The sequence below is a fragment of the Vibrio sp. A2-1 genome (genome assembly GCF_021728355.1).
GTDB lineage: Bacteria > Pseudomonadota > Gammaproteobacteria > Enterobacterales > Vibrionaceae > Vibrio > Vibrio splendidus_K.
The window spans coordinates 483058-502686 of record NZ_JAKKCO010000001.1 but is presented as its reverse complement, the minus strand read 5'-3'; the positions used below and the strand labels follow the sequence as shown (position 1 = coordinate 502686).

Annotated in this window: 18 protein-coding genes and 1 pseudogene; 5 read left to right on the top strand and 14 right to left on the bottom strand. The window is 44.4% G+C overall.

Annotation, left to right across the window (positions count from 1 at the left end; genetic code table 11):
* Positions 1-133: 133 nt before the first annotated feature.
* Positions 134-604, bottom strand: a complete 471-nt coding sequence (gene nrdG / locus L3V33_RS02220) for an anaerobic ribonucleoside-triphosphate reductase-activating protein (protein WP_146455755.1) — start codon at positions 602-604, stop codon at positions 134-136.
* Positions 605-782: 178 nt separating this feature from the next.
* Positions 783-2903: an anaerobic ribonucleoside-triphosphate reductase gene (nrdD, locus tag L3V33_RS02215; protein WP_017081069.1), complete on the bottom strand. Its 2121-nt coding sequence runs from the start codon at positions 2901-2903 to the stop codon at positions 783-785.
* Positions 2904-3206: 303 nt separating this feature from the next.
* On the opposite strand from nrdD, the gene L3V33_RS02210 reads away from it, so the two are divergent.
* On the top strand, positions 3207-4085 hold the full coding sequence (locus tag L3V33_RS02210; protein ID WP_237288869.1) for an endonuclease/exonuclease/phosphatase family protein: 879 nt from the start codon (positions 3207-3209) through the stop codon (positions 4083-4085).
* Positions 4086-4241: 156 nt separating this feature from the next.
* On the opposite strand, the gene L3V33_RS02205 is transcribed toward L3V33_RS02210, so the two are convergent.
* From L3V33_RS02205 to L3V33_RS02185, 5 genes are all read right to left on the bottom strand, one after another.
* Positions 4242-4673: a YeeE/YedE family protein gene (locus tag L3V33_RS02205; RefSeq protein WP_237288868.1), complete on the bottom strand. Its 432-nt coding sequence runs from the start codon at positions 4671-4673 to the stop codon at positions 4242-4244.
* Positions 4673-5149 carry a YeeE/YedE family protein gene (locus tag L3V33_RS02200; RefSeq protein ID WP_237288867.1) on the bottom strand — a complete coding sequence of 159 codons (477 nt, stop codon included), beginning with the start codon at positions 5147-5149 and terminating at the stop codon, positions 4673-4675. The genes L3V33_RS02205 and L3V33_RS02200 overlap by 1 nt, the downstream gene beginning before the upstream one ends.
* 226 nt (positions 5150-5375) lie before the next feature.
* Positions 5376-6608: a glycosyltransferase gene (locus L3V33_RS02195; protein ID WP_237288866.1), complete on the bottom strand. Its 1233-nt coding sequence runs from the start codon at positions 6606-6608 to the stop codon at positions 5376-5378.
* A 99-nt stretch (positions 6609-6707) separates the two neighbouring features.
* Positions 6708-7172 (bottom strand): GNAT family N-acetyltransferase, encoded by a 465-nt coding sequence (locus L3V33_RS02190; protein ID WP_237288865.1) that lies wholly within the window; start codon positions 7170-7172, stop codon positions 6708-6710.
* Between the two features lie 32 nt (positions 7173-7204).
* Positions 7205-8302, bottom strand: coding sequence for a ketoacyl-ACP synthase III (locus tag L3V33_RS02185; protein WP_114635312.1), 1098 nt, complete (start codon positions 8300-8302; stop codon positions 7205-7207).
* Between the two features lie 122 nt (positions 8303-8424).
* Here L3V33_RS02185 and trxC point away from each other — a divergent pair, with 122 nt between their 5' ends.
* A complete protein-coding gene (gene trxC / locus L3V33_RS02180; protein WP_004731082.1) occupies positions 8425-8859 on the top strand; it encodes a thioredoxin TrxC in 435 nt (144 codons plus the stop codon).
* Positions 8860-8992: 133 nt separating this feature from the next.
* Here trxC and L3V33_RS02175 read toward each other — a convergent pair whose 3' ends face one another.
* Together L3V33_RS02175 and L3V33_RS02170 are read right to left on the bottom strand one after the other, a co-directional pair.
* On the bottom strand, positions 8993-10642 hold the full coding sequence (locus L3V33_RS02175; RefSeq protein WP_237288864.1) for a GMC family oxidoreductase N-terminal domain-containing protein: 1650 nt from the start codon (positions 10640-10642) through the stop codon (positions 8993-8995).
* Positions 10635-12239 (bottom strand): long-chain fatty acid--CoA ligase, encoded by a 1605-nt coding sequence (locus L3V33_RS02170; RefSeq protein ID WP_237288863.1) that lies wholly within the window; start codon positions 12237-12239, stop codon positions 10635-10637. The genes L3V33_RS02175 and L3V33_RS02170 overlap by 8 nt, the downstream gene beginning before the upstream one ends.
* A gap of 303 nt (positions 12240-12542) precedes the next feature.
* On the opposite strand from L3V33_RS02170, the gene L3V33_RS02165 reads away from it, so the two are divergent.
* Together L3V33_RS02165 and L3V33_RS02160 are read left to right on the top strand one after the other, a co-directional pair.
* Positions 12543-13568: an AraC family transcriptional regulator gene (locus L3V33_RS02165; protein ID WP_237288862.1), complete on the top strand. Its 1026-nt coding sequence runs from the start codon at positions 12543-12545 to the stop codon at positions 13566-13568.
* Positions 13569-13838: 270 nt separating this feature from the next.
* Positions 13839-14990, top strand: a complete 1152-nt coding sequence (locus tag L3V33_RS02160) for an MFS transporter (RefSeq protein ID WP_017079268.1) — start codon at positions 13839-13841, stop codon at positions 14988-14990.
* Positions 14991-15148: 158 nt separating this feature from the next.
* Here L3V33_RS02160 and L3V33_RS02155 read toward each other — a convergent pair whose 3' ends face one another.
* The 3 genes and pseudogenes from L3V33_RS02155 to L3V33_RS02145 all read right to left on the bottom strand — a co-directional run bounded on the left by L3V33_RS02155 (position 15149) and on the right by L3V33_RS02145 (position 17032).
* The gene (locus L3V33_RS02155; RefSeq protein WP_017079269.1) at positions 15149-15484 is read right to left on the bottom strand and encodes a winged helix-turn-helix domain-containing protein; all 336 of its coding nucleotides are present in this window, start codon (positions 15482-15484) and stop codon (positions 15149-15151) included.
* A gap of 147 nt (positions 15485-15631) precedes the next feature.
* Positions 15632-15990: pseudogene (locus tag L3V33_RS02150) on the bottom strand (winged helix-turn-helix domain-containing protein).
* 148 nt (positions 15991-16138) lie between these two features.
* Entirely contained in the window at positions 16139-17032 is an 894-nt protein-coding gene (locus tag L3V33_RS02145) for an AraC family transcriptional regulator (protein ID WP_237288861.1), read from the bottom strand.
* Positions 17033-17082: 50 nt separating this feature from the next.
* Here L3V33_RS02145 and L3V33_RS02140 point away from each other — a divergent pair, with 50 nt between their 5' ends.
* Positions 17083-18480 carry an MATE family efflux transporter gene (locus tag L3V33_RS02140; RefSeq protein ID WP_237288860.1) on the top strand — a complete coding sequence of 466 codons (1398 nt, stop codon included), beginning with the start codon at positions 17083-17085 and terminating at the stop codon, positions 18478-18480.
* Positions 18481-18622: 142 nt separating this feature from the next.
* Here the strand turns inward: L3V33_RS02140 and L3V33_RS02135 are convergent, their stop codons facing one another.
* Complete coding sequence (locus L3V33_RS02135) at positions 18623-19018, bottom strand: nitrous oxide-stimulated promoter family protein (RefSeq protein ID WP_017079273.1); 396 nt, start codon at positions 19016-19018, stop codon at positions 18623-18625.
* A gap of 2 nt (positions 19019-19020) precedes the next feature.
* On the bottom strand, positions 19021-19536 hold the full coding sequence (locus L3V33_RS02130) for a GNAT family N-acetyltransferase (RefSeq protein ID WP_237288859.1): 516 nt from the start codon (positions 19534-19536) through the stop codon (positions 19021-19023).
* Positions 19537-19629 lie beyond the last annotated feature (93 nt).

Genomic DNA, 19629 nt, shown 5'->3' with positions numbered 1-19629 from the left:
CCAAACCGACACTTACGTATCGGGCGATAGATTCAAAAGAACTCACACCCAAGGGCTGATTTGTAGCATTGCGCTAACGATGAAGCCCTGTTTCTGTTTACGAGAATACTGAATCAGAACAAACCTTATAAGTTTATAAGTCAGTAAATCGATGGATGATTTGGTTCGAGCTACCACGCCAATCTAACATTGGGTCCGCTTTGTCTTGCTCGAAGCGGCCGTCAATCAAAGTATCTACGTATTTAAGCACTTGCTTCTGTTTCTCGTCAAGTTCGTCTAGCTCGTAACCCGTCCACATCCAGATGTCTTTGCCTTCGCACTCCGCTTTTACACGCTGAACGAGCTTAAGCACTTCAGACACATTTGCTGGATGCATTGGATCGCCACCAGAAAGCGATAAGCCACGACGTTTGATCCGCGGATCGTTCAGATCAGCAATAATTTGGTCTTGCAGTTCTTGAGTAAACAAATGCCCAGAGTCCAATCGTTGCGTCGACTGGTTATAACACCCGCGACACTGGTGCACACAACCCGACACAAACAAAGTGCAGCGAGTACCAGGGCCATTTACAACGTCGATTGGGTGATATTGGTGATAATTCATAAGGCAGTATTGAAAACTCGTTATTGCTTAATAGTTTGAAGTGAAGTGCTGTAACAGCTGAAACGAAAGAATTGGCATCGACATAGCGCCGATACCAATCTTATGTCTTGAAACGTAGCTCTTCTAAGTGAGTGAGCTAGCTAAAGATCTCAGATCTTAACTAAGATCCTTCGTTAGATTAAAGATGCTTCACGCGGCGTTTAACTTCTTCTTGCTTACCGAAGTTAAATGGTCGTGCATCTGGGCTACCAAGGTAACCACAAACACGGCGTGTTACCGATACTTTGGTTGAGTCGTGGTTGCCACACTTAGGACACGTAAAGCCCTTACTTGTACAGTCGAACTCACCGTTGTAACCACATTCGTAACACTCATCAATCGGCGTGTTGGTTCCGTAGTAAGGAACACGTGTGTAGCTGTAATCCCATACATTTTCTAGTGCTTCGATGTTCTTCTGCATGTTCGGGAATTCGCCGTAACAGATAAAACCACCACTAGAGATTTCAGGATAAGGCATCTCGAAATCGATCTTGTCGTATGGGTTCACTTTCTTCTGCACGTCTAAGTGGAAGCTGTTTGTGTAGTAACCACGGTCTGTCACGCCATCAATCACACCAAACTCTTTGGTATCAATGCTGCAGAAACGGCTGCATAGGTTTTCACTTGGTGTGCCGTATAGGCTGAACGCGTAACCTGTTTCTTTGGTCCAAGATTCCACTTCACGCTTCATGTACTCCACTAACTCAAGCGCTTTAGCACGCATTTCGCCGTCGTCATACAGGTGAACATCTGTGCCGTAAAGCGCAGTCATTGCTTCGTGGATACCAATGTAGCCGAGAGAAACAGAAGCACGGCCGTTCTTGAAGATATCGGCAATAGAGTCGTCCGCTTTCAAGCGAACACCACATGCACCTTCCATATATAGGATTGGAGCAACACGTGCTTTGACGTTTTCTAGACGAGAGATACGAGTCTCTAGAGCACGACGAGCCAGCTTCAATTTTTCATCAAGCAGTTCGTAGAACTTAACCATATCTTGCTTCGCGTTAATCGCGATACGTGGCAAGTTGAGGCTAACTACACCTAAGTTGTTACGGCCTTCGTGAATCAACTCACCATTTTCTTCGTAAGTATTCAAGAAACTACGACAACCCATAGGCGTTTTAAATGACCCTGTCACTTCAACTACTTTGTCGTAGTTAAGAATGTCTGGGTACATACGCTTAGACGCACACTCAAGCGCCAATTGCTTGATGTCGTAGTTTGGATCTTGCTTCTGGTGGTTCAAACCATCTTTAATTGCAAACACCAGTTTAGGGAATACCGCTGTTTTGCGGTTCTTACCCAAACCTGCAATGCGGTTTTTCAAGATAGATTGCTGGATAAGTTTCGAACCCCAGCTTTCGCCTAGACCAAAACCAAACGTAACGAATGGTGTTTGACCGTTAGCCGTGTGTAGCGTGTTTACTTCGTATTCCAGAGATTGGAACGCGTCGTAACACTCTTTCTCGGTACGAGAGATAGCAAAAGCTTCTGGGCTATGAATGTCCCACTCTTTCGCTAGTGATAAATGCTTCTCGTAGCTCGCCATAACGTAAGGCTCTAGAACCTCATCGATACGGTTAATCGTAGTACCGCCATAGATGTGGCTCGCGACTTGCGCGATGATCTGCGCGGTTACCGCTGTTGCTGTAGAAATAGACTTAGGCGTGTCGATCTCCGCGTTACCCATCTTGAAGCCATGCGTTAACATGCCTTTCAAGTCGATAAGCATACAGTTAAACATTGGGAAGAACGGTGCGTAGTCTAGATCGTGGTAATGAATGTCACCACACTCGTGAGCTTGTACGATGTCACGCGGCAAAATGTGAGTTTTTGCATAGTGTTTAGCCACGATACCCGCCAGCAAATCACGCTGAGTTGGGATAACTTTACCGTCTTTGTTGGCGTTCTCATTGATCAGATCAACATTGCTTTCTTCGATCAAACCTTCGATCTCGCGAGTTAAAGCGCTTTGCTTCTCACGTGCGATGTCTCGGTCATGACGATACTCGATGTAGGCACGAGCTAGAGACTTATATGGTCCCTGCATTAGCTCGTTCTCAACCAAAGTCTGAATTTCAGAAATATGAACTTCATCGTAGTCTTCGAGCTTCAACTCAACTGCTAATGCCACATTCAGAGCATAAATAGCAATTTCCTTATCGGCTTTGTCTGATGCTGCTTCCACTGCAGCTTGGATACGATCTCTACTGAATGGAGCTCTTGAGCCATCACGCTTGATTACGATTGATTTCACCACTTCTCCTTACTCTTGAGGTATTCACAGACTTATCCACAAACACACTATATAGAGCGATTTATCGTTTAACTAACACTAGATATTGTGGCGTATTTAACGAGAACCACCAACTTTGAGTATTGATTTGGATCAATAAAACGCGCACGCTGAACAAGATAAATCCAATATTATTACGTGAGTTCTCAAGTCGAAAAGAAACAATGTAACAATAAAAAAACTGCTAAAAAGAGTTGAATTTTTGGTAAGTGTTGTAGGATAACGGCTCAACTATATTGGACACCAAAATTAGGGATATTTGGGATGAAACGACTTCAAAAGTGGATAATGTTAGCTTGCTTACTCAGTAGCCAGACATTTGCTGAACCTTTGACCATATCCAGTTGGAATATCGAATGGTTATCAACCAACGAGGCTGTGAATAAGTTTTCTTCCAAACGAAACCAAGCAGATTTCGATAAACTCGAACAGTATTTCCAATCCTTAAATGCGGATGTGGTCGCTTTTCAAGAAGTCGATGACGTCAATGCCATTCAACGCATCGCTGGCGATCAATACAAAATCTTGATGTCTGATCGTTCATTGCCCAAAAACAGTAACCGACAATTCAAAGAAGTGAACCAATATACGGGCTTCGCGGTTCGTAAAGGAATCACACTCACCGACTACGCTGACTTTCCTCTGGAAGCGAGTGCTAACAGCAAGCTTAGGTTTGCAAGCTATATGGTTGTAGAAACGGATACAAAGCCAATTCACATGTTGTCAGTGCACTTAAAGGCCGGATGCAGCGGCGCTTACAAGTCGAACCGTGACTGTTCAAGACTTAAAGACCAAGCTAAGCAACTGAATAAGTGGATACAGCAAAGAGAACGTAATGGTGAAGACTACGCGATTCTGGGCGACTTTAACCATAACCTCTCCTATTCAAGAGATTGGACGTGGAAAGATATGACGCAAAATACCGATGCTCAGTTGGCAACAAGAAAAACTCGAGCAGATTGTAAGGTACGCTCAAACCGCAATAACCATCGCACGCATCAATTTCGTTCGGTGATTGACCATATTGTTGTGAGCAAGTCCTTGGATGCCTCTCCTGCGAAACAAAAGGTGTTTGAAACGCAAGATGTGCTGGACTACAAACTCAGCGACCACTGCCCAGTTTCAACAACGATCAAACAGTAAGTTATAGATAACTGCAGATTGTAGATAAGTGCAAATAATAGAAAACAGTAGATATAGAAAGAGGCTGACTGGCTTTTACTGAAAGCGGGTCAGCCTCTCTGTTTGGTCAGATAAGATCGAATCCTCTCAGCCATGCAAGAAATGGTAGGCGTACTGCTAGCAACCTTTATTGGTTCGACCCGCTAGCCACATCCCCACCAGCATACTTAAGACGAACAACCATACCGTAGGGTTACCGCCACTAAGGCTGGTTACTGCAGGCCCTGGGCAAAAGCCTGCAATCCCCCAGCCTAAACCAAAAGAAGTTGAACCTAAGATCAACTTTCTATCTATTAGTGGATTATTACTGCTATCTAAAGGTTCACCATTGACGGCTTGAGAGCGCTTTTTAATGACCAGATGGTAAAACGGAGCGAAGACCAACAGCGCGCCACCCATAACGAATGCCAAACTAATGTCCCAGTTACCGGTAATGTCTAAGAATCCGAGTACCTTGTTAGGATCAACCATGCCTGAAATGATCATGCCAGAGCCGAAAAGAATACCTGCGAGCAAGCCGATAACGATAGTAAATGAAGAGTTTTTCATTATGCCCCCAAGCCAATCAGGTTTTTAACCAACACTGTTGCCATCGCGACACCCATAAATACAAAGGTCGCGACAATTGAACGTTTAGACAAGCGCGCCATGCCCACAATGCCATGACCGCTAGTACAACCGTTCGCCATCTTGGTACCGAAGCCCACCAATAGTCCGGCTATGATAACCGCTGCGAAGTTGATCTCTTCCAATTGCGGAAGTTGGTAGCCCGTCGGAATCAATAACCAACCGCTCACGACCATTCCGACAATAAAAGCAAGTCGCCAATGTTTTTCGGTTTTCTCTGTGTTGGTTTCCGAGCTGGATTCAGATCCTGATTCTAATCTTTTGTTCTTTCTAGACGGTAATAAGCGGCTAACGATTCCACTGATCCCCGCAACTCGCCCGATACCCAACATCAGAACAATTACCGACGCGCCTAGCAGCATGCCACCCAAAAATGCATCCCAAGGTATTAAACTCATCACTGACCTCTCCCATCCACAAACTTAAATTTAACTCGTCGCACTTTAAATCAGGTCTTACTAATAAATATAAATTAGAGTTTACTAATAAATATAAATTAGTCAATGCTAATGTAATGGCGTTATGTTTCGATTTGTAAGTTTGGAATTTAAAAGCGTCCCACATGAAAAAAGCCCCTAGGCGTTAACCTAAGGGCTTATGATTTGATTCGGTTTATTGTGTCAGTTACTTAGTCTTGTTCTTTTCAGCTATCCATTGCGACATGTACTTGGTACTCGCCATGCTGTGGTGCTTGAGCATCGAACCAAAGAAGTTATCCAGTCGATGAGATTCAAGATCAGACTCTAACGCAGTTAATCGCTCAATCAATTTGTCGCCGAGTTGATTCTGCTCGTAGTGCGCTTCAAGGATTGAATGACATTGGCTTTGTGCCTTAAGCCACTTCTCTTCATCTTTATAGAGAGCTACAGCTTGCTCAACAAACTCATCAATATCATCAGCCACCGCGCCCGGCCATTGTAGTTCACCTTGCGGTAACATGCCTTCACTGCCGATTTCGCTGGTCACGTTCGGAGTTTGTAACTTCATCGCATCAAGCAATTTACCTTTAATGCCCGCGCCAAATCGTAGAGGTGCAACACAAACTCGTGCCTGCTCCATCACTTCTTGAGCGTCTTTAGCCCAACCTTTGATATGGAAACCGGTTTTAGGGTTGTGTAATGCGGTCGCTTTTGGCGGCGGATACGATCCATAAATATGAAGTTCAGTGTCAGGTAGCTGTTTGCGAATCTTCGGCCAAATCTTCTGTAACTGAAGTACAGCATCCCAGTTAGGTGCGTGTCTAAAATTGCCTATCGTCATGAAATGCTTACGTTCTTCAAAGCTTTTCGTGCTTTCAGGCAGCGTATTAAGATCAACCATGAACGGCAAGTGATGAAGCAATTTTGGATCGATATTGAACTCAGATTGAAGAAGTTCCATCTCGTAACTTGAAATGATCAACGAAAGATCACAGCGCAGAATCGCAGCAATTTCACGTTTCGCTAAGTCACTGTACAAATACGCTTTGGTCAGTTCAGTCTCTTTCTTAACAGCTTCATGCCGCGCGTTACGTAGGAACTGTAAATCTTCAGTATCCAGTAACTTAAATGCATTCGGGCATACTTTCTCAACACGCCAACCAAACTGCTCTTCCATCATAAAACGGTCGAACATCACGACATCGGGTTGCAGCTCTTCAATGTATTGGTCAAAGCTGTCGCAATTCAACTGTATAGATTGGCTTGTGATGCCCTCTTCAGAAAGATCGATCATGTGCTCGGTTTCTTGAGCTGGCGTTGCAAATTCAACTGACCAACCTTGTCTCTTGAACAGGCGTAAAAGTGACATCATATGGCTACCCGCCGCCGATGAATTCGGTTCTGGCCAAACGTAGCCAATTGCTAAAACTTTCTTCAAAACACTTCCTAAGAAATAACAAAAGGGACTGTAGAAGTCCCTAATTAAACGTAAGTCGATTTATACCGCTGATTATAATTAGTTCTAAAAACTCAGCGATCAGATTCGCTCACCTATGTTGCGAGCGATCATAAGTACTTCATCAGCAGAATACAGGTTTGAAATCGTGGTTTCGACTTCTGCACCCAACGTAGATTGATAAAGCTTTTGTGCAAAGTTGTCTGCTCTGGTGGTCACTAGCACGTGTTTGAGCGTCGAGCCTTGCTCTGCTAGCTTCTGCTTCACTTGCGGCAAAGAGTCTAGAATCAGCGTTTTTCCCAATCCTTGCCCTTGCACGCTTGGTAACACGGCAAGTTGCTCTAGTTCTAAAACAGCTTCAGGTCTAAACCCGCTTTTCTGAACCCAGATGATGTAACCCAAGATCTCGCCTTCACTCTCCGCAACAAAGTTAATAAAACGCGGTGCAGCATTTAAGTTACATTGTAACCAACTTCTAGAGTGCTGTTGTCGAACAAATGCAGCTTGGTGGACTAAAGCCGCCTCATCAAGGTCGGCTTTAGTCATAAGACGTACTTTGACGACTGTACCCATCAGCGTTATTCGCTCGCTGAATTCGGGTGTGTTTTACAGTGTAAAATGGCTCTTTCTAGAAGCTCTAAAGCGGATTTATCAGCTTCTGGAAGCTTAGCATCTGATTGACCTAGCGGTTCAACACGGTTACCCCATTTAATGTGGCCAGCACCCCACGTTAAACCCGCACCAAACGCTGCAACAAGAATATTGTCGTTAGGCTTAACGAAACCTTGCTCTAGCGACTCACATAATGCAATTGGCACAGTAGCGGCCGATGTGTTGCCGTAGTTTTGGATGTTAACAAACGCTTTCTCGCGATCAATACCCGCCATATCACACAGAGTTTGGATGATTCGGATGTTTGCTTGGTGCGGGATCACAACGTCGATATTGTCGGTTGAGATACCTGTGCGGCTCAAGACTGTGTGTGCCGCTGCGCCCATGCCTTTCACTGCACGTTTGAAGATCTCTTTACCAACGAAATCGAAGTCCCAGTAACCGTTGTCAGCCGCAAAGCGGTCCATAGAAGTACCGAATTTTGGTACCGCTAGAATATCGCGGCCTTCGGCGTCACAACCGATTTGAGCTTCTTGTAAGCCGACTTGTTCTTCAGTGCGAGATAAAACCACAGCGCCAGCGCCGTCACCGAAAAGAACCGCGGTATCACGCTTGGTCCAATCAATGAAGAATGACAGACGTTCAGCACCCACAACGATGGCGTTGCGGTAATTACCCGCCTGAATCAGTCGAGTTGCCGTTTCAACGCCGTAGATGAAGCCAGTACACGCTGCGTTAAGGTCGAAAGCCGCTGCACTCTTAATGCCTAAGTTCTGTTGAACCTTAGATGCGGTATTTGGAATAAGGGAGTCTGGGCTGCACGTCGCGATAATCACGAGATCGATATCTTCGGCTGTTAGGCCAGCACACGCCATGGCATGTTTCGCTGCAACAGTCGCTAGCTCAGAGGTATTTACATGACTGATACGACGGTTTTCGATACCAGTTCGAGTTCGAATCCACTCGTCAGACGTATCAATGAAAGTGCTTAAATCATCATTGGACAGCACGGCTGGTGGCAGACACTTTCCCCAGCCAGTAATTTCAGCGTAAAATTTTGTCATCATTTACCTGTTTATTGTTTGTTTTTATTTAAGTATCGTATTCTAGTTTTAAACAGTATAAGCGCTCCGTGCGTGATTCGTAAATCGCGTTAGACACGGAGTTACAATAAAAAGAGAAAGTTATGTCTACATTCAACACACGTTGCCCTTCTTGTAATGGCGTAAACCGAGTTCCTTCAGAAAGAATTTCAGAAAGCCCAACCTGCGGTAAATGCAAAACAGCATTGCTCGATGGCGCTCCTATCGAGGGAACGTCACTTAATTTCCAATCTATCTTGAACAGTTCACAGCCTGTGGTTGTCGATTTCTGGGCAACATGGTGTAACCCGTGCGTGGGCTTCGCACCCGTGTTCAGTGACGTTGCTAAAGAGCGTTCGGGAGATGTTCGATTCGTTAAGATTGATACTGAAGCTCAGCAGCAGCTTGCCGCAATGTATCAAATCAGAAGTATTCCGACGGTGATGGTGTTTAAAGATGGCAAACGTGTCGATACGATTAACGGTGCGTTACCAAAAGGCCAATTTGATCAATGGCTTAATCAAGCTCTAACCAAGTAACACTATTGTTTAAGCTATTGAATTAGCTTTTGCTTTGTTCTAAGTAAACACACAAAAATAGGTTAGAGAGTCTTATCAAATCAAGACTATCTAACCTACTGTTTTATTTATGGTTATCACTTAACTTCTTGAATTAAACCACAGCTTCGCCTTTCGCTTGAATACTAGATTCTTGCTGACCTAACCCGTATTCCTCTTTGATTTGATCTGCGATTTTTTCAGCAATCATAATGGTTGGCGCGTTGGTGTTTGCCCCAATCAATGTCGGCATCACAGAAGCATCAATGACTCTCAAATTATCCAATCCATAAACTTTAAGATCGTTATCTACCACGGCTAATGAATCACTGTTAGGGCCCATTTTACAGGTCCCGACCGGGTGATACTGAGTGTCTGCACGGTTACGAATGTCTTGCTCGATAGCCTTGTCATCACTGGCGTCCACTGGGTAGAAAGCATTGCCACGGATGTCATCAAACGCCGAACTCTCTAACATTTGATACTGCTTCTTCCAGCCCTTAATCATGATCTCCATATCTTCAGGATGACTGAAAAACGCAGGATCGATCTTGGGCGGATCATAAGGATCATTACTATTCAGCGTTACGCAGCCATAGCTCTTCGGTCTCAACAAGGTGACATGAGAGGTAAAACCATGACTAGTATGGATTTTTCGTGCATGGTCATCCACAACAGCGACCACAAATACAAACTCTAAATCCGGCACGGCGATATGATCTGCGGAACAAAGAAAACCAATCCCTTCAGCAAAGTTGCTACTCATCTTGCCACGGCGTTCTTTGTGCCATAGCGGCAGAGCTTTGGTCATTTCAGAGGCCATTTGCAACGAGATACCGAAGGTTTCACGCTTTTCACTGCATTTGTACGAATGCACTAAGTCGATATGGTCTTGTAGGTTCTTACCTACTCCAGGCAATTCATGAACCTGTTCGATGCCATGCGTCTCTAGTTCAGCTTTAGCGCCGACACCCGACAGTAACAGTAATTGGGGAGAACCAAATGCACCCGCAGATAAAATCACCTCTTTGTTGGATCTGATCTGATAACGCTGCCCGTTAGAGCCATATTCAACCCCGACCGCCTTCTTGCCTTCAAACAAGACCTTATGCGTGGTTGCCTTGGTCACGACCGTAAGATTTGGTCTCGAAAGGTTTGGCGTTAAATAAGCCTTGGCAGCACTGCATCGTTCACCATTAATTTGAGTCACCTGAGTCGGCATCGCCCCAAATTGTGCCGCACCGTTGATGTCTTCATTACGAGGAACCCCTATCGACTCACACGCTGTTAAGTAACGTTCCAACATTGGGCTCGGCGATCGAAGGTTCGCCACATTTAATGGACCACCTTGACCATGAAACTCATCTTGATGAACTTCGTTGTTTTCGGCTTTCTTGAAGTAAGGCAGACAAGAATCATAGCTCCACCCTGTGTTACCCAAGCTTGCCCATGTGTCGTAGTCGGAACGGTGCCCACGAGCGTACATCATGGCATTGATAGAACTAGACCCGCCAAGTGTCTTACCTCTTGGCTGATAACCTCTACGACCATTTAAACCCGGCTGTTCAACGGTTTCGAAAGCCCAATTATTGAGTTTGGTTGGCATCATAGCCACCACGCCAACGGGTGTATGAATGAATGGGCTCGTGTCTTTACCGCCCGCTTCTAACAAGCAAACAGTGACATTAGGATCTTCCGACAACCGAGAAGCCATGACACACCCCGCAGAACCACCGCCAACAACAATAAAATCATAACTATCCATTAGTCATCTCCGCTATTTCTAGTGGGTGCAATTCGCGCTTCAATATTTTGCCGGTTGCTGTCATGGGTAAGGCTTTGCGAATAAATACCTTACGCGGATATTTGTAATCGGCCAATTGCTCACGACACCATGTAATCAGAGCTGCACTATCACATTGCGTATGTTCGTGAAGCACCACATGAGCGTGAATCTCCTCGCCCAGGCGATCATGATGTTCACCCACAACCGCGACCATTTCGACATCAGGATGACACATCAATACTTCTTCGATTTCGCGCGGATATACGTTGTACCCGCCACGGATGATCATGTCTTTAACGCGATCAACAATGAACAAGTTGCCGTGCTCATCGGTGCGTCCAATATCTCCAGTTAGGAACCAACCGTCTCTGATGGCTTCTGCTGTCGCCTCTGGTCTTTGATAGTAGCCTTTCATGACACTTGGACTTTTGATACAGACTTCACCCAGTTCACCCATTACAACAGAGTTGCCTTGTATATCAGTGATCTTGATAAGGTGACCACACAAAGGTTGACCCACACTGCCAGACAATCGGTCACCGTCAATATGATTAAAGGTCGCAACTGGCGCTGTTTCTGATAAACCATAGCCTTCTAATACTGGAAGCTCAAAGCGAGACTCAAACTGTCGAATAACCTCAAGTGGCATAGAAGCACCGCCAGAAACACCCAACCTCAAGCTGTGTTTAACCTGTTCAGAGCGTTTGCTTGTGTTTTCTAAGCTATCAGGAGACTCTTCTCCCGCCTTTAATAGCGCGATATACATAGTAGGAACGCCCGCAAACACGCTGACTTTATGGTTAATGATCTGGTCGATCACCAGTGACGGTTCGAAACGCGGAATCAACACCATGGTGGACCCTGTTAGCACACTCGCGTTCATCATGACCGTCTGGCCGAAGCTATGGAATAAAGGCAGTGTGGCCATTGTGGTATCGCTGTACTCCAATCGCATTAGATACTGTGACGACATCGCATTGGTTTGCATATTGGTGTGAGAAAGCTCTGCGCCTTTTGGCTGACCTGTCGTACCTGAAGTATAAAGAATCACAGCGGTATCATCACCATGGCAAGCCACAGACTCAAAAGGAGTCAAAGGTTGTTCTAACCAGTCAGTGATTGATTCATGCTGCTCGTTTCTTTCTGAAGTCGTGTCTGCGCCGGTTGGGATGGGCATCTCGACAAAGTGTTCACAATGGTTTGCCTGTTCGAAACCTTGTAAGCCATAGCGACCTATGGGCAGCTCTTCACTGCCCTCAAAGCATAAATAGGCTGTCGCGTGCGAGTCATTAAGGTGGTAAGCGATCTCTCTTGCTTTAAATAACACGTTCAAAGGCACCACGACGCAGCCTGCTTTCAGAATTCCATAATAGGCAATAGGGAAATACGTGACATTCGGACACGACAACGCGACCTTATCTCCTTTCTTGAGCCCCAGTCTCTTTAAATTAGCGGCGACGTTTCCAGAAAGTTGTTCCAACTGAGAAAAGCTGACTTCATCCGTCCCCATTCGCAGAGCGACTTTATTTGGGAAAAGCGAAGCGCTGCGCTCCAAGTTAACAGCAAGATTGTGCATCCATGATCTCCTTATTCGGCTTAGACCTATTAGTCACGGTCACCGTAGACGTTGTTGTGTTTTGTTTCGAATATGTGTTTAACCTATGTTCATTTGCTCTTTGCTTTCGTTTCTAATCTATTGTTATTTCGACCCTATGCACACGTGTCCGTGTATGACTTATTAAATTACAACATTTTGATAACATCCTGCAAAGGTTGCAAAAAGACAAAAAACGGTGATATTCGGACATAATTGCAACACAGCCGACGAAAAGATGTTCGTGGTTAAGATAGAATAAGAACACTCAACAAGAGGCATATTATGGAATACACCGCAGTTTACGAACCGGATATGCAGGCATTTGGTATTCTTGATCTTCAACTATTGTCTCGCTATTTTTCATCATCCTTGACGGTCGATACGTTATTGAAAGGCAGTAACATCGATGAGTTCCAGCTCAATACGCCAGATACCCACATCACGCTCGCACAAAAATTAGCGGTGTTCAGTAACGCGCTTGAGAATTCCAACGTAGAGGGGCTAGGACTAAAAGTTGGACAGGAAGCCCGATTTAGTGATTTTGGTGTGTTGGGTTACGCAGTGTTCAGCAGTGAGACACTGTTAGACGCTCTTTTAATGGGCTTCAAATATCTGCGTCTTGCGGGCCCTGTTCTCAAGAAGACCATGTCCGTTGAACATCAAACCGGATACTTTCGCGCTGAGCAACTTATCGAGCTCGACTCTTTGTTGCCTTTCTGTTGTGAGTATTGGTTTTCCGCTATTCAAAGTTTGTGTGAAGAAGTGCTACAACAGCCGTTTCCCTCTCTTGTGATCCGCTTCCCTTATCCTAAACCTACCTACGGCGATCTCTATCAGGAGATTTTCCGTTGCCGGGTAGAGTTTGATTGCGAGCAGCTTGAGTGGCAGTTCGATGCAACACGCCTATATTCACCTTTACCAACGGCTAACCCAATCACCTTACAAATGTGTTTGAAATCTTGTGACGACATGTTGGCTAGAGTCAGCGCGCCCACCAGCCTAAAAGAGAAGATCTCACAGATGTTTATTGAAAGGCCTGGCTGTTACCCTTCCATTGAAGCGCTATCCACAGAATTGGGAATGTCTTCGAGAACACTACGTAGACACCTCAAAGCTGCAGACACGAGCTATCAGAAAATATTGGATCACGTGCGATTTCACCTCTCTAGGCACTATCTTTCATCGACGCATATGAGTATTGAAGAGATCTCCGATAGAGTCGGATTTTCAGACAGTGCGAACTTTCGGCATGCCTTTCGTAGGTGGAGTGGAAGCTCGCCCAGACAATACCGAAAAGAAGTGGTCTAACACGATTAAACGCCCTAAATTAAAATCTGATGAATACAACGAATCTCTCTCCGTCTTTCAAATTAAATAGTCGTTTGAACAACGCTTTATCGGCTATTTAACCGCAGAAAATATCGCGAAAACATGAAATATCACAACGGTATTTTAGCCAACAAACACGATAGATTTCTTTTATCTTAACGACCATTTTTATTCGTTTTACCCAATTCAGTTTCTCCCCCATAGTCGCGGAAAATTCATCGTTTCTTTTACTATTTAGAGGCTCCTGCATTGGACAACATCCAACCAACAACTCGCATAACTGTTCCTGTTATTGCATTGTCTTTTTACGCGATCGCTTCAGGCTACTTAATGAGTTCATTACCATTAATGCTGTCTGAGTATGGCTTAGACAGTAATCTATCGAGTTGGTTGGCGAGTGCCTTTTATGCAGGTCTTTTAGCGGGTACGTTATTGATTGAGCGTGCGATCGCTCGCGTTGGTCACAAAGACGCGTTCGTCATTGCACTTAGCGTATTTATCGCAACAATTCTTGTATTACCATTGGCGCCACATCAATCAGTTTGGTTGTTGGCTCGTTTCGTCGCGGGTGTATCAGTCGCTGGGATCTTTGTAATTGTGGAATCTTGGCTAATGAGCGGTGAAGAATCTCAACGTGCGAAACGTTTAGGGGTTTACATGTGTTCGTTATATGGCGGTTCGGCCGTTGGTCAACTTGGCATCGGATACCTTGGTATTACGGGCGGCGTGCCTTTCATTGCAATGTTCACCTTGCTGTTTGGAGCAATCATTGTATTGATGTACGGACAAGCAACAGCACCACAAATTCACGATGCGCAGTCTTTATCACTGAAACAAATCAGCAAGCTAAGTCACAGCGCTTTGATTGGCTGTATTGTTTCTGGGTTAACACTTGGGTCTATTTACGGATTGATGCCTGTAGAACTCGCTCAGCGCAACATCGCACACCAAGACATTGGCGGTTTGATGGCGTTAGTGATTATGGGTGGTATGGCCGTTCAACCGATGGTGACGTGGTTGTCTCACCACATAGGACAAGTGTTATTAATGGCTCTGTTCTGCCTGCTAGGGGTTGCAAGCATTGGTGTGCTCACTATCAACCATGATTTTTACGTTCTCGGTATGAGCTTGTTTGTTTTAGGTATGGCGACCTTTGCACTTTACCCAATTGCGATTAACTTGGGTTGTCGTAACTTAGACCCGAGCTACTTAGTTTCAGTGACTCAAGTTATGTTGTTGTGCTACAGCATCGGCTCTGTAGCAGGGCCATTGGTTGCGGATAGCTTTATGGATTCACAAGCAGGCTTATTCACTTACCTGTTCGCGTCTCTACTCGCTACAACCATCTACATGCTAATTGCTAGCCTAAAACGTTCTCCTCTACAGATTGCAGGCGAGTAAATCGAATAGACAGGCACAAGAACTGTATCACTAGGGCTCTTAGTTATGACTTCCCGTCTAAATTAAGAGCCCTTTTTGTTTTATGTCGTCTGGAGGAAAGATCGACAAAAAACCAATAGCAAATAGCAAATAGCAATAAAATCTATTATTTCAAAAGGTTAAGGTTGAAATACGTAACCTTCACCAGTAATCGTGATGATTAATCCGTCTCCGAATAATGATCTAATTTCGGATATCGCAACAATCACAGATGAGTTGGTCACTTTCTCACTTTCCCAGCCAATCTTCTTTAATTGGCCAACACTGAACAGTTCACCTCGATGTCGATTCATAAATAAAATGATCTTTCGGTACGCCAAAGGCATGGTAGCCAGTACGTAACCATTTTCAACATTGCGAATGAGTTTGGTGTTGAGTTCAACAATTTTACCGTTTAGTTCAAGTACTACGTTGTTTTCAGAGTGGTTCGTTTCTATTGCAGGATAAGAGTCCATTTTTATATCATTCCCTTACTATATAGCCAGCGACAAAGTCAGATTCGATCGTATTTATATAACGTCGCTTATAAGTGGACGTTTTAGATTTGACGATAATCAATGGAATTCGTACGGTAAAGAGATTAAATTTTTATTATTAATATATTAACAGGATATCAATAGAAGATTATTTATTACTCCATGACATACCCTTCGTTGGAAACGGTTTGTATACAACGGCAGTCAAGAATCCTCCTTATCTCGTAAATAGCAACCAACACAGATGCAGATGTCACCGCTTTACCTGCCCAGCCTACACGCTTCAAAATTTGCTTGCTCACCACTTGGCCTCTGTTCAGGTAAAGATAGAAAAGTACTTTACGATGAGGCTCAGCAAGCGTTCCTATTATTGAACCACAACCCTGCTTGCGTACGATTTTAGTGCCTGATTGAAACTCTTTATTGTTTAAAATGAGCTTCGACGGAAGAGCTAAATCATCCGTCTCACTGATAACTTGGTGCATTAATTCCTCGCATTGCATATGCAGTCACCCTCTTGGATATTTCCAATAGTACCGAATAGAGTAAAAATACTAAATTGATAGATAGCTCAATACGGTAATATTACTGCAAAGCTTGATCTTGCGTAATTGATCGAGGAAATAAGCAAGGCTAACCAAGAAGTCGATGGCTTTTTCGATACTGGCTGGGTGACAGACCAAAATGTTTTTTGAAACGATGTGAAAAGTTATAAGGATCTTTGTAGCCCAACCGATTCGCAATCATAGAGACTGACCAATCTTGATATTTCAGTAAACTGGTGGCTTTATCCATGCGTAATTGAATCAATTTACTGCGTGGTGACAGGTTGAATAGCGTCTTGGTGACTCTATTGAGCTGCTCTTCACTGATGAACACCCTTTCGGCCATCCCTGCGACGGTCCATGGCTGGTGCAGACTGCTTTCAATCTCGTTATAGAGTGCTTGAACACGTGCTGTGGTGCTGGTCGATTTGGGTTCAAACCCCGTCAACGTTCGGATGATTTCACTCAAAAGTAACTTACGGTAACTGGCTCTACCGCCTATCTCAAAGTAAACCAAGTTCATTAATGACCAGATCTGCTCACACTCTCCGAACGGCACTATCCCCTGACCTAAACTTGCTATGTGCTGCCATTGCTGCGTATCGGGCGTCAGCATCCACGCCATTTTCCAATAATTGTATTGAGGATCGAGTTCAAAACGAAATGGGGTTTCAGCAGGAAGAACTACCAGCGTATAAGGTGTAATCGCTTGTACCGAGGTTGAAGTGGTTAGAATTCCGCCCCCTTCTTGAGTAAAAATCAACGTATGAACATTAACGGATTCGCGCTCAACCCAGTAGCCATCATATAGCTTCGCCATGCCGCCCATATAGACACCAAAGCTTTTCATCTCTGGAATATCTTCAACGGTCAAAAAACGTTCTTTGCACTGTTCAGCGAGAAAAACATCATCGCGCCAAGTTGATTTTGGTCTCATTGAATCAATGACGGATTTGCACAGGTTTTGTTGTTTTTTAAACATGTTGTTACTTCGCTCAAAACACTATAGTTCTGCCATAAATCGGAGAGCTTATGACAACTAACATCAACCCTAACTCATCTATGAATAACAAGCCAGAGAGCATCTTACCTCGTATCGTTAAACTTGGTTTACCTGTTGCTTTGCAAAGTGCGCTTGTCGCTATTCTTGCCCTTGCTGACGTATTAATGGTCAGTGATTATGGTATGGAAGCAGCTGCAGCTGTGGGAATTGCATCAAAATGGCACTTCGTTGCGATTATGATTATGGCAGGGTTGGCCTCAGCAAACGGTACATTAGTCGCTCAATACTGGGGAAAGAATGACCGAAAAAGCGCACGAACAGTATCATCGATTGCGATGATATTTGGCTTAAAAGTTCTGTTGCCTGTTACTGCAATCATCACTCTTGGTTCTCAGTTTTTAATGATGTTGCAAACCAGCGATCAAACCGTGATTGAACTTGGCGCGACTTACCTATGGTATGGCTTCCCTGTTCTACTTCTGACTCACATTGTTGTCGTGGTAGAAGCTAGCATGCGCTCATCAGGTGACACCGTAACTCCGCTATTATTAGGTGGCGTTACCATCGCACTCAACATTGCGCTTAACTTCGTTCTTATTAAAGGTGCTTTCGGCATTCCAGCAATGGGCGTAGCAGGTGCGGCATTGGCGACAACCTTAGCGCGATTGATTCAAGTGGGCTTAATGTATAGCTACATGCGTATGCGTAAACATTGGCTATTAACGACACCGAGCTCACCACATCGCCCGTCATTGTGGTTGTCTTACCGTCGCATTGCTTTGCCGTTGACGATGAATGCTGTGTTGTGGGCAATGGGTACCATGGCATATCAAATGATTTTCGGTCACATGGGCACGACCGAGCTTGCAGTATTCTCGATGCTCGCACCATTTGAATCGCTGTGCTACTCGATCTTCTTTGGTATCTCAGTGGCGTGTTCTGTTTTGTTAGGCCATTCACTAGGCCGTGATGAATTTGATGACGCGATGAGCATGGGTCTAACATTCATTAAAGCCGTCGTTGGTTTTGGCGCGGTCGTTGGGTTACTACTGTTTATGGGTAAAGAACATGTTCTATCATGGCTAAACCTTTCTACCGATGCATTGTACCCACTCGCTGCACCTGCAATGACTATTATGTGTTTTGCGGTAGTCATTCGTATGCTCAACATGGTGATCATTAACGGTATTATTCGTGCTGGTGGTGATAACGCTTTTTGCCTGCGAATGGATTTCATCGCGATGTGGATGGTGGGTATTCCAGTATGTGTTTACGGTGCGTTTGTCGCTGGATGGGATTTCAAATACATCTATGGTCTGATGTTGGTAGAAGAAGTGGTGAAGTTAGCTATATGCTCGCACCGATACTTGAGCCGACGCTGGATCAACAACCTCACAGTGACCTACGACAAGCCTCAAGCGGCATAAGTTACCTGTCTAGCTACCTAGCTACCTAGCTGCATTCAAGCTTAGATAGAAGTGTATCTACATCAAAAAGGTCTGAGTAATCAGACCTTTTTTGTTTCGATTACTTTCATATTACACATACTTTCACACAGTAAACAATGTGTTACTTCTTATTCATTCGGATATGGCGGTTCGACACATTCGGCAATGGCTTCTCTGGCACTTTCCGCTTCTCATGTATCAAATGTCGTATCGCTAAAATCGGATGCTTGAGTAGCATTCTTGGCCCGGCATATCGCATCACTAAACGCATCTGCTCTTTAGGATCAGGCTTATAGCAATGAATTGGACACTTATTGCAGGTTGGTTTCGCCTCGCCATAAGGACAGCGATCAAGTCGTGTTTCGGCATAACGCAACAGTTGCTCGCACTCTTCACATAACGCGTTGTCCAAACGAACAGCACCGTGATGATCTTTGCAATAGATGTGCACCATAGCAATAACAGTTTTGTACTCGGTTGCGAGTTCGCCTTGCAGAATGTTGTTATGTTGAAACATGATTAATTACTCAGTGATAGACCGTACAGGTTGAGATTGACGCTTTCATTGATCGCCTCTTCAACTCGCTCAAACACAAAACCCAACTTAGTCAGCAGTGCGATGCTTCGAATATTATCAGAGGTCGTGATGGCAACTAAATGATCGATATCAGCATTATGTTGAGCTTGTTCAATTATCGCTTGTGCCGCTTCCTTTGCATAACCTTGGCCATAGACTTCAGGTACAAAACCATAACCAATATCATGCGCCTCTAGTGTGTCTCTTTTAATCAAACCACAGACACCGATTGGCGTTGAAGACTCTTTAATCTCGACCATCAGTAAACACACACCCTTCTCTCTATACATCTTAAGAATGTTGTTTTCGATGTATTCAACAGCCTTGCAAGTATCTGTAATTTCCTTGTCTCCGATGTAACGCAGGAAATCTTCTGAGCTATATAATCGCTGGATAAACGCCGCATCTTGAGGTGCGATCATTCTTAATCGTAAGCGTGCGGTTTCGACTGCCTGCATAGTGATATTTTCCTTGCTGGATGCATGTAAATATTGAGTTCTAGATCTAAAATGATTATCCTCCACCGCATAAACTAAATACAAGGCTATGCA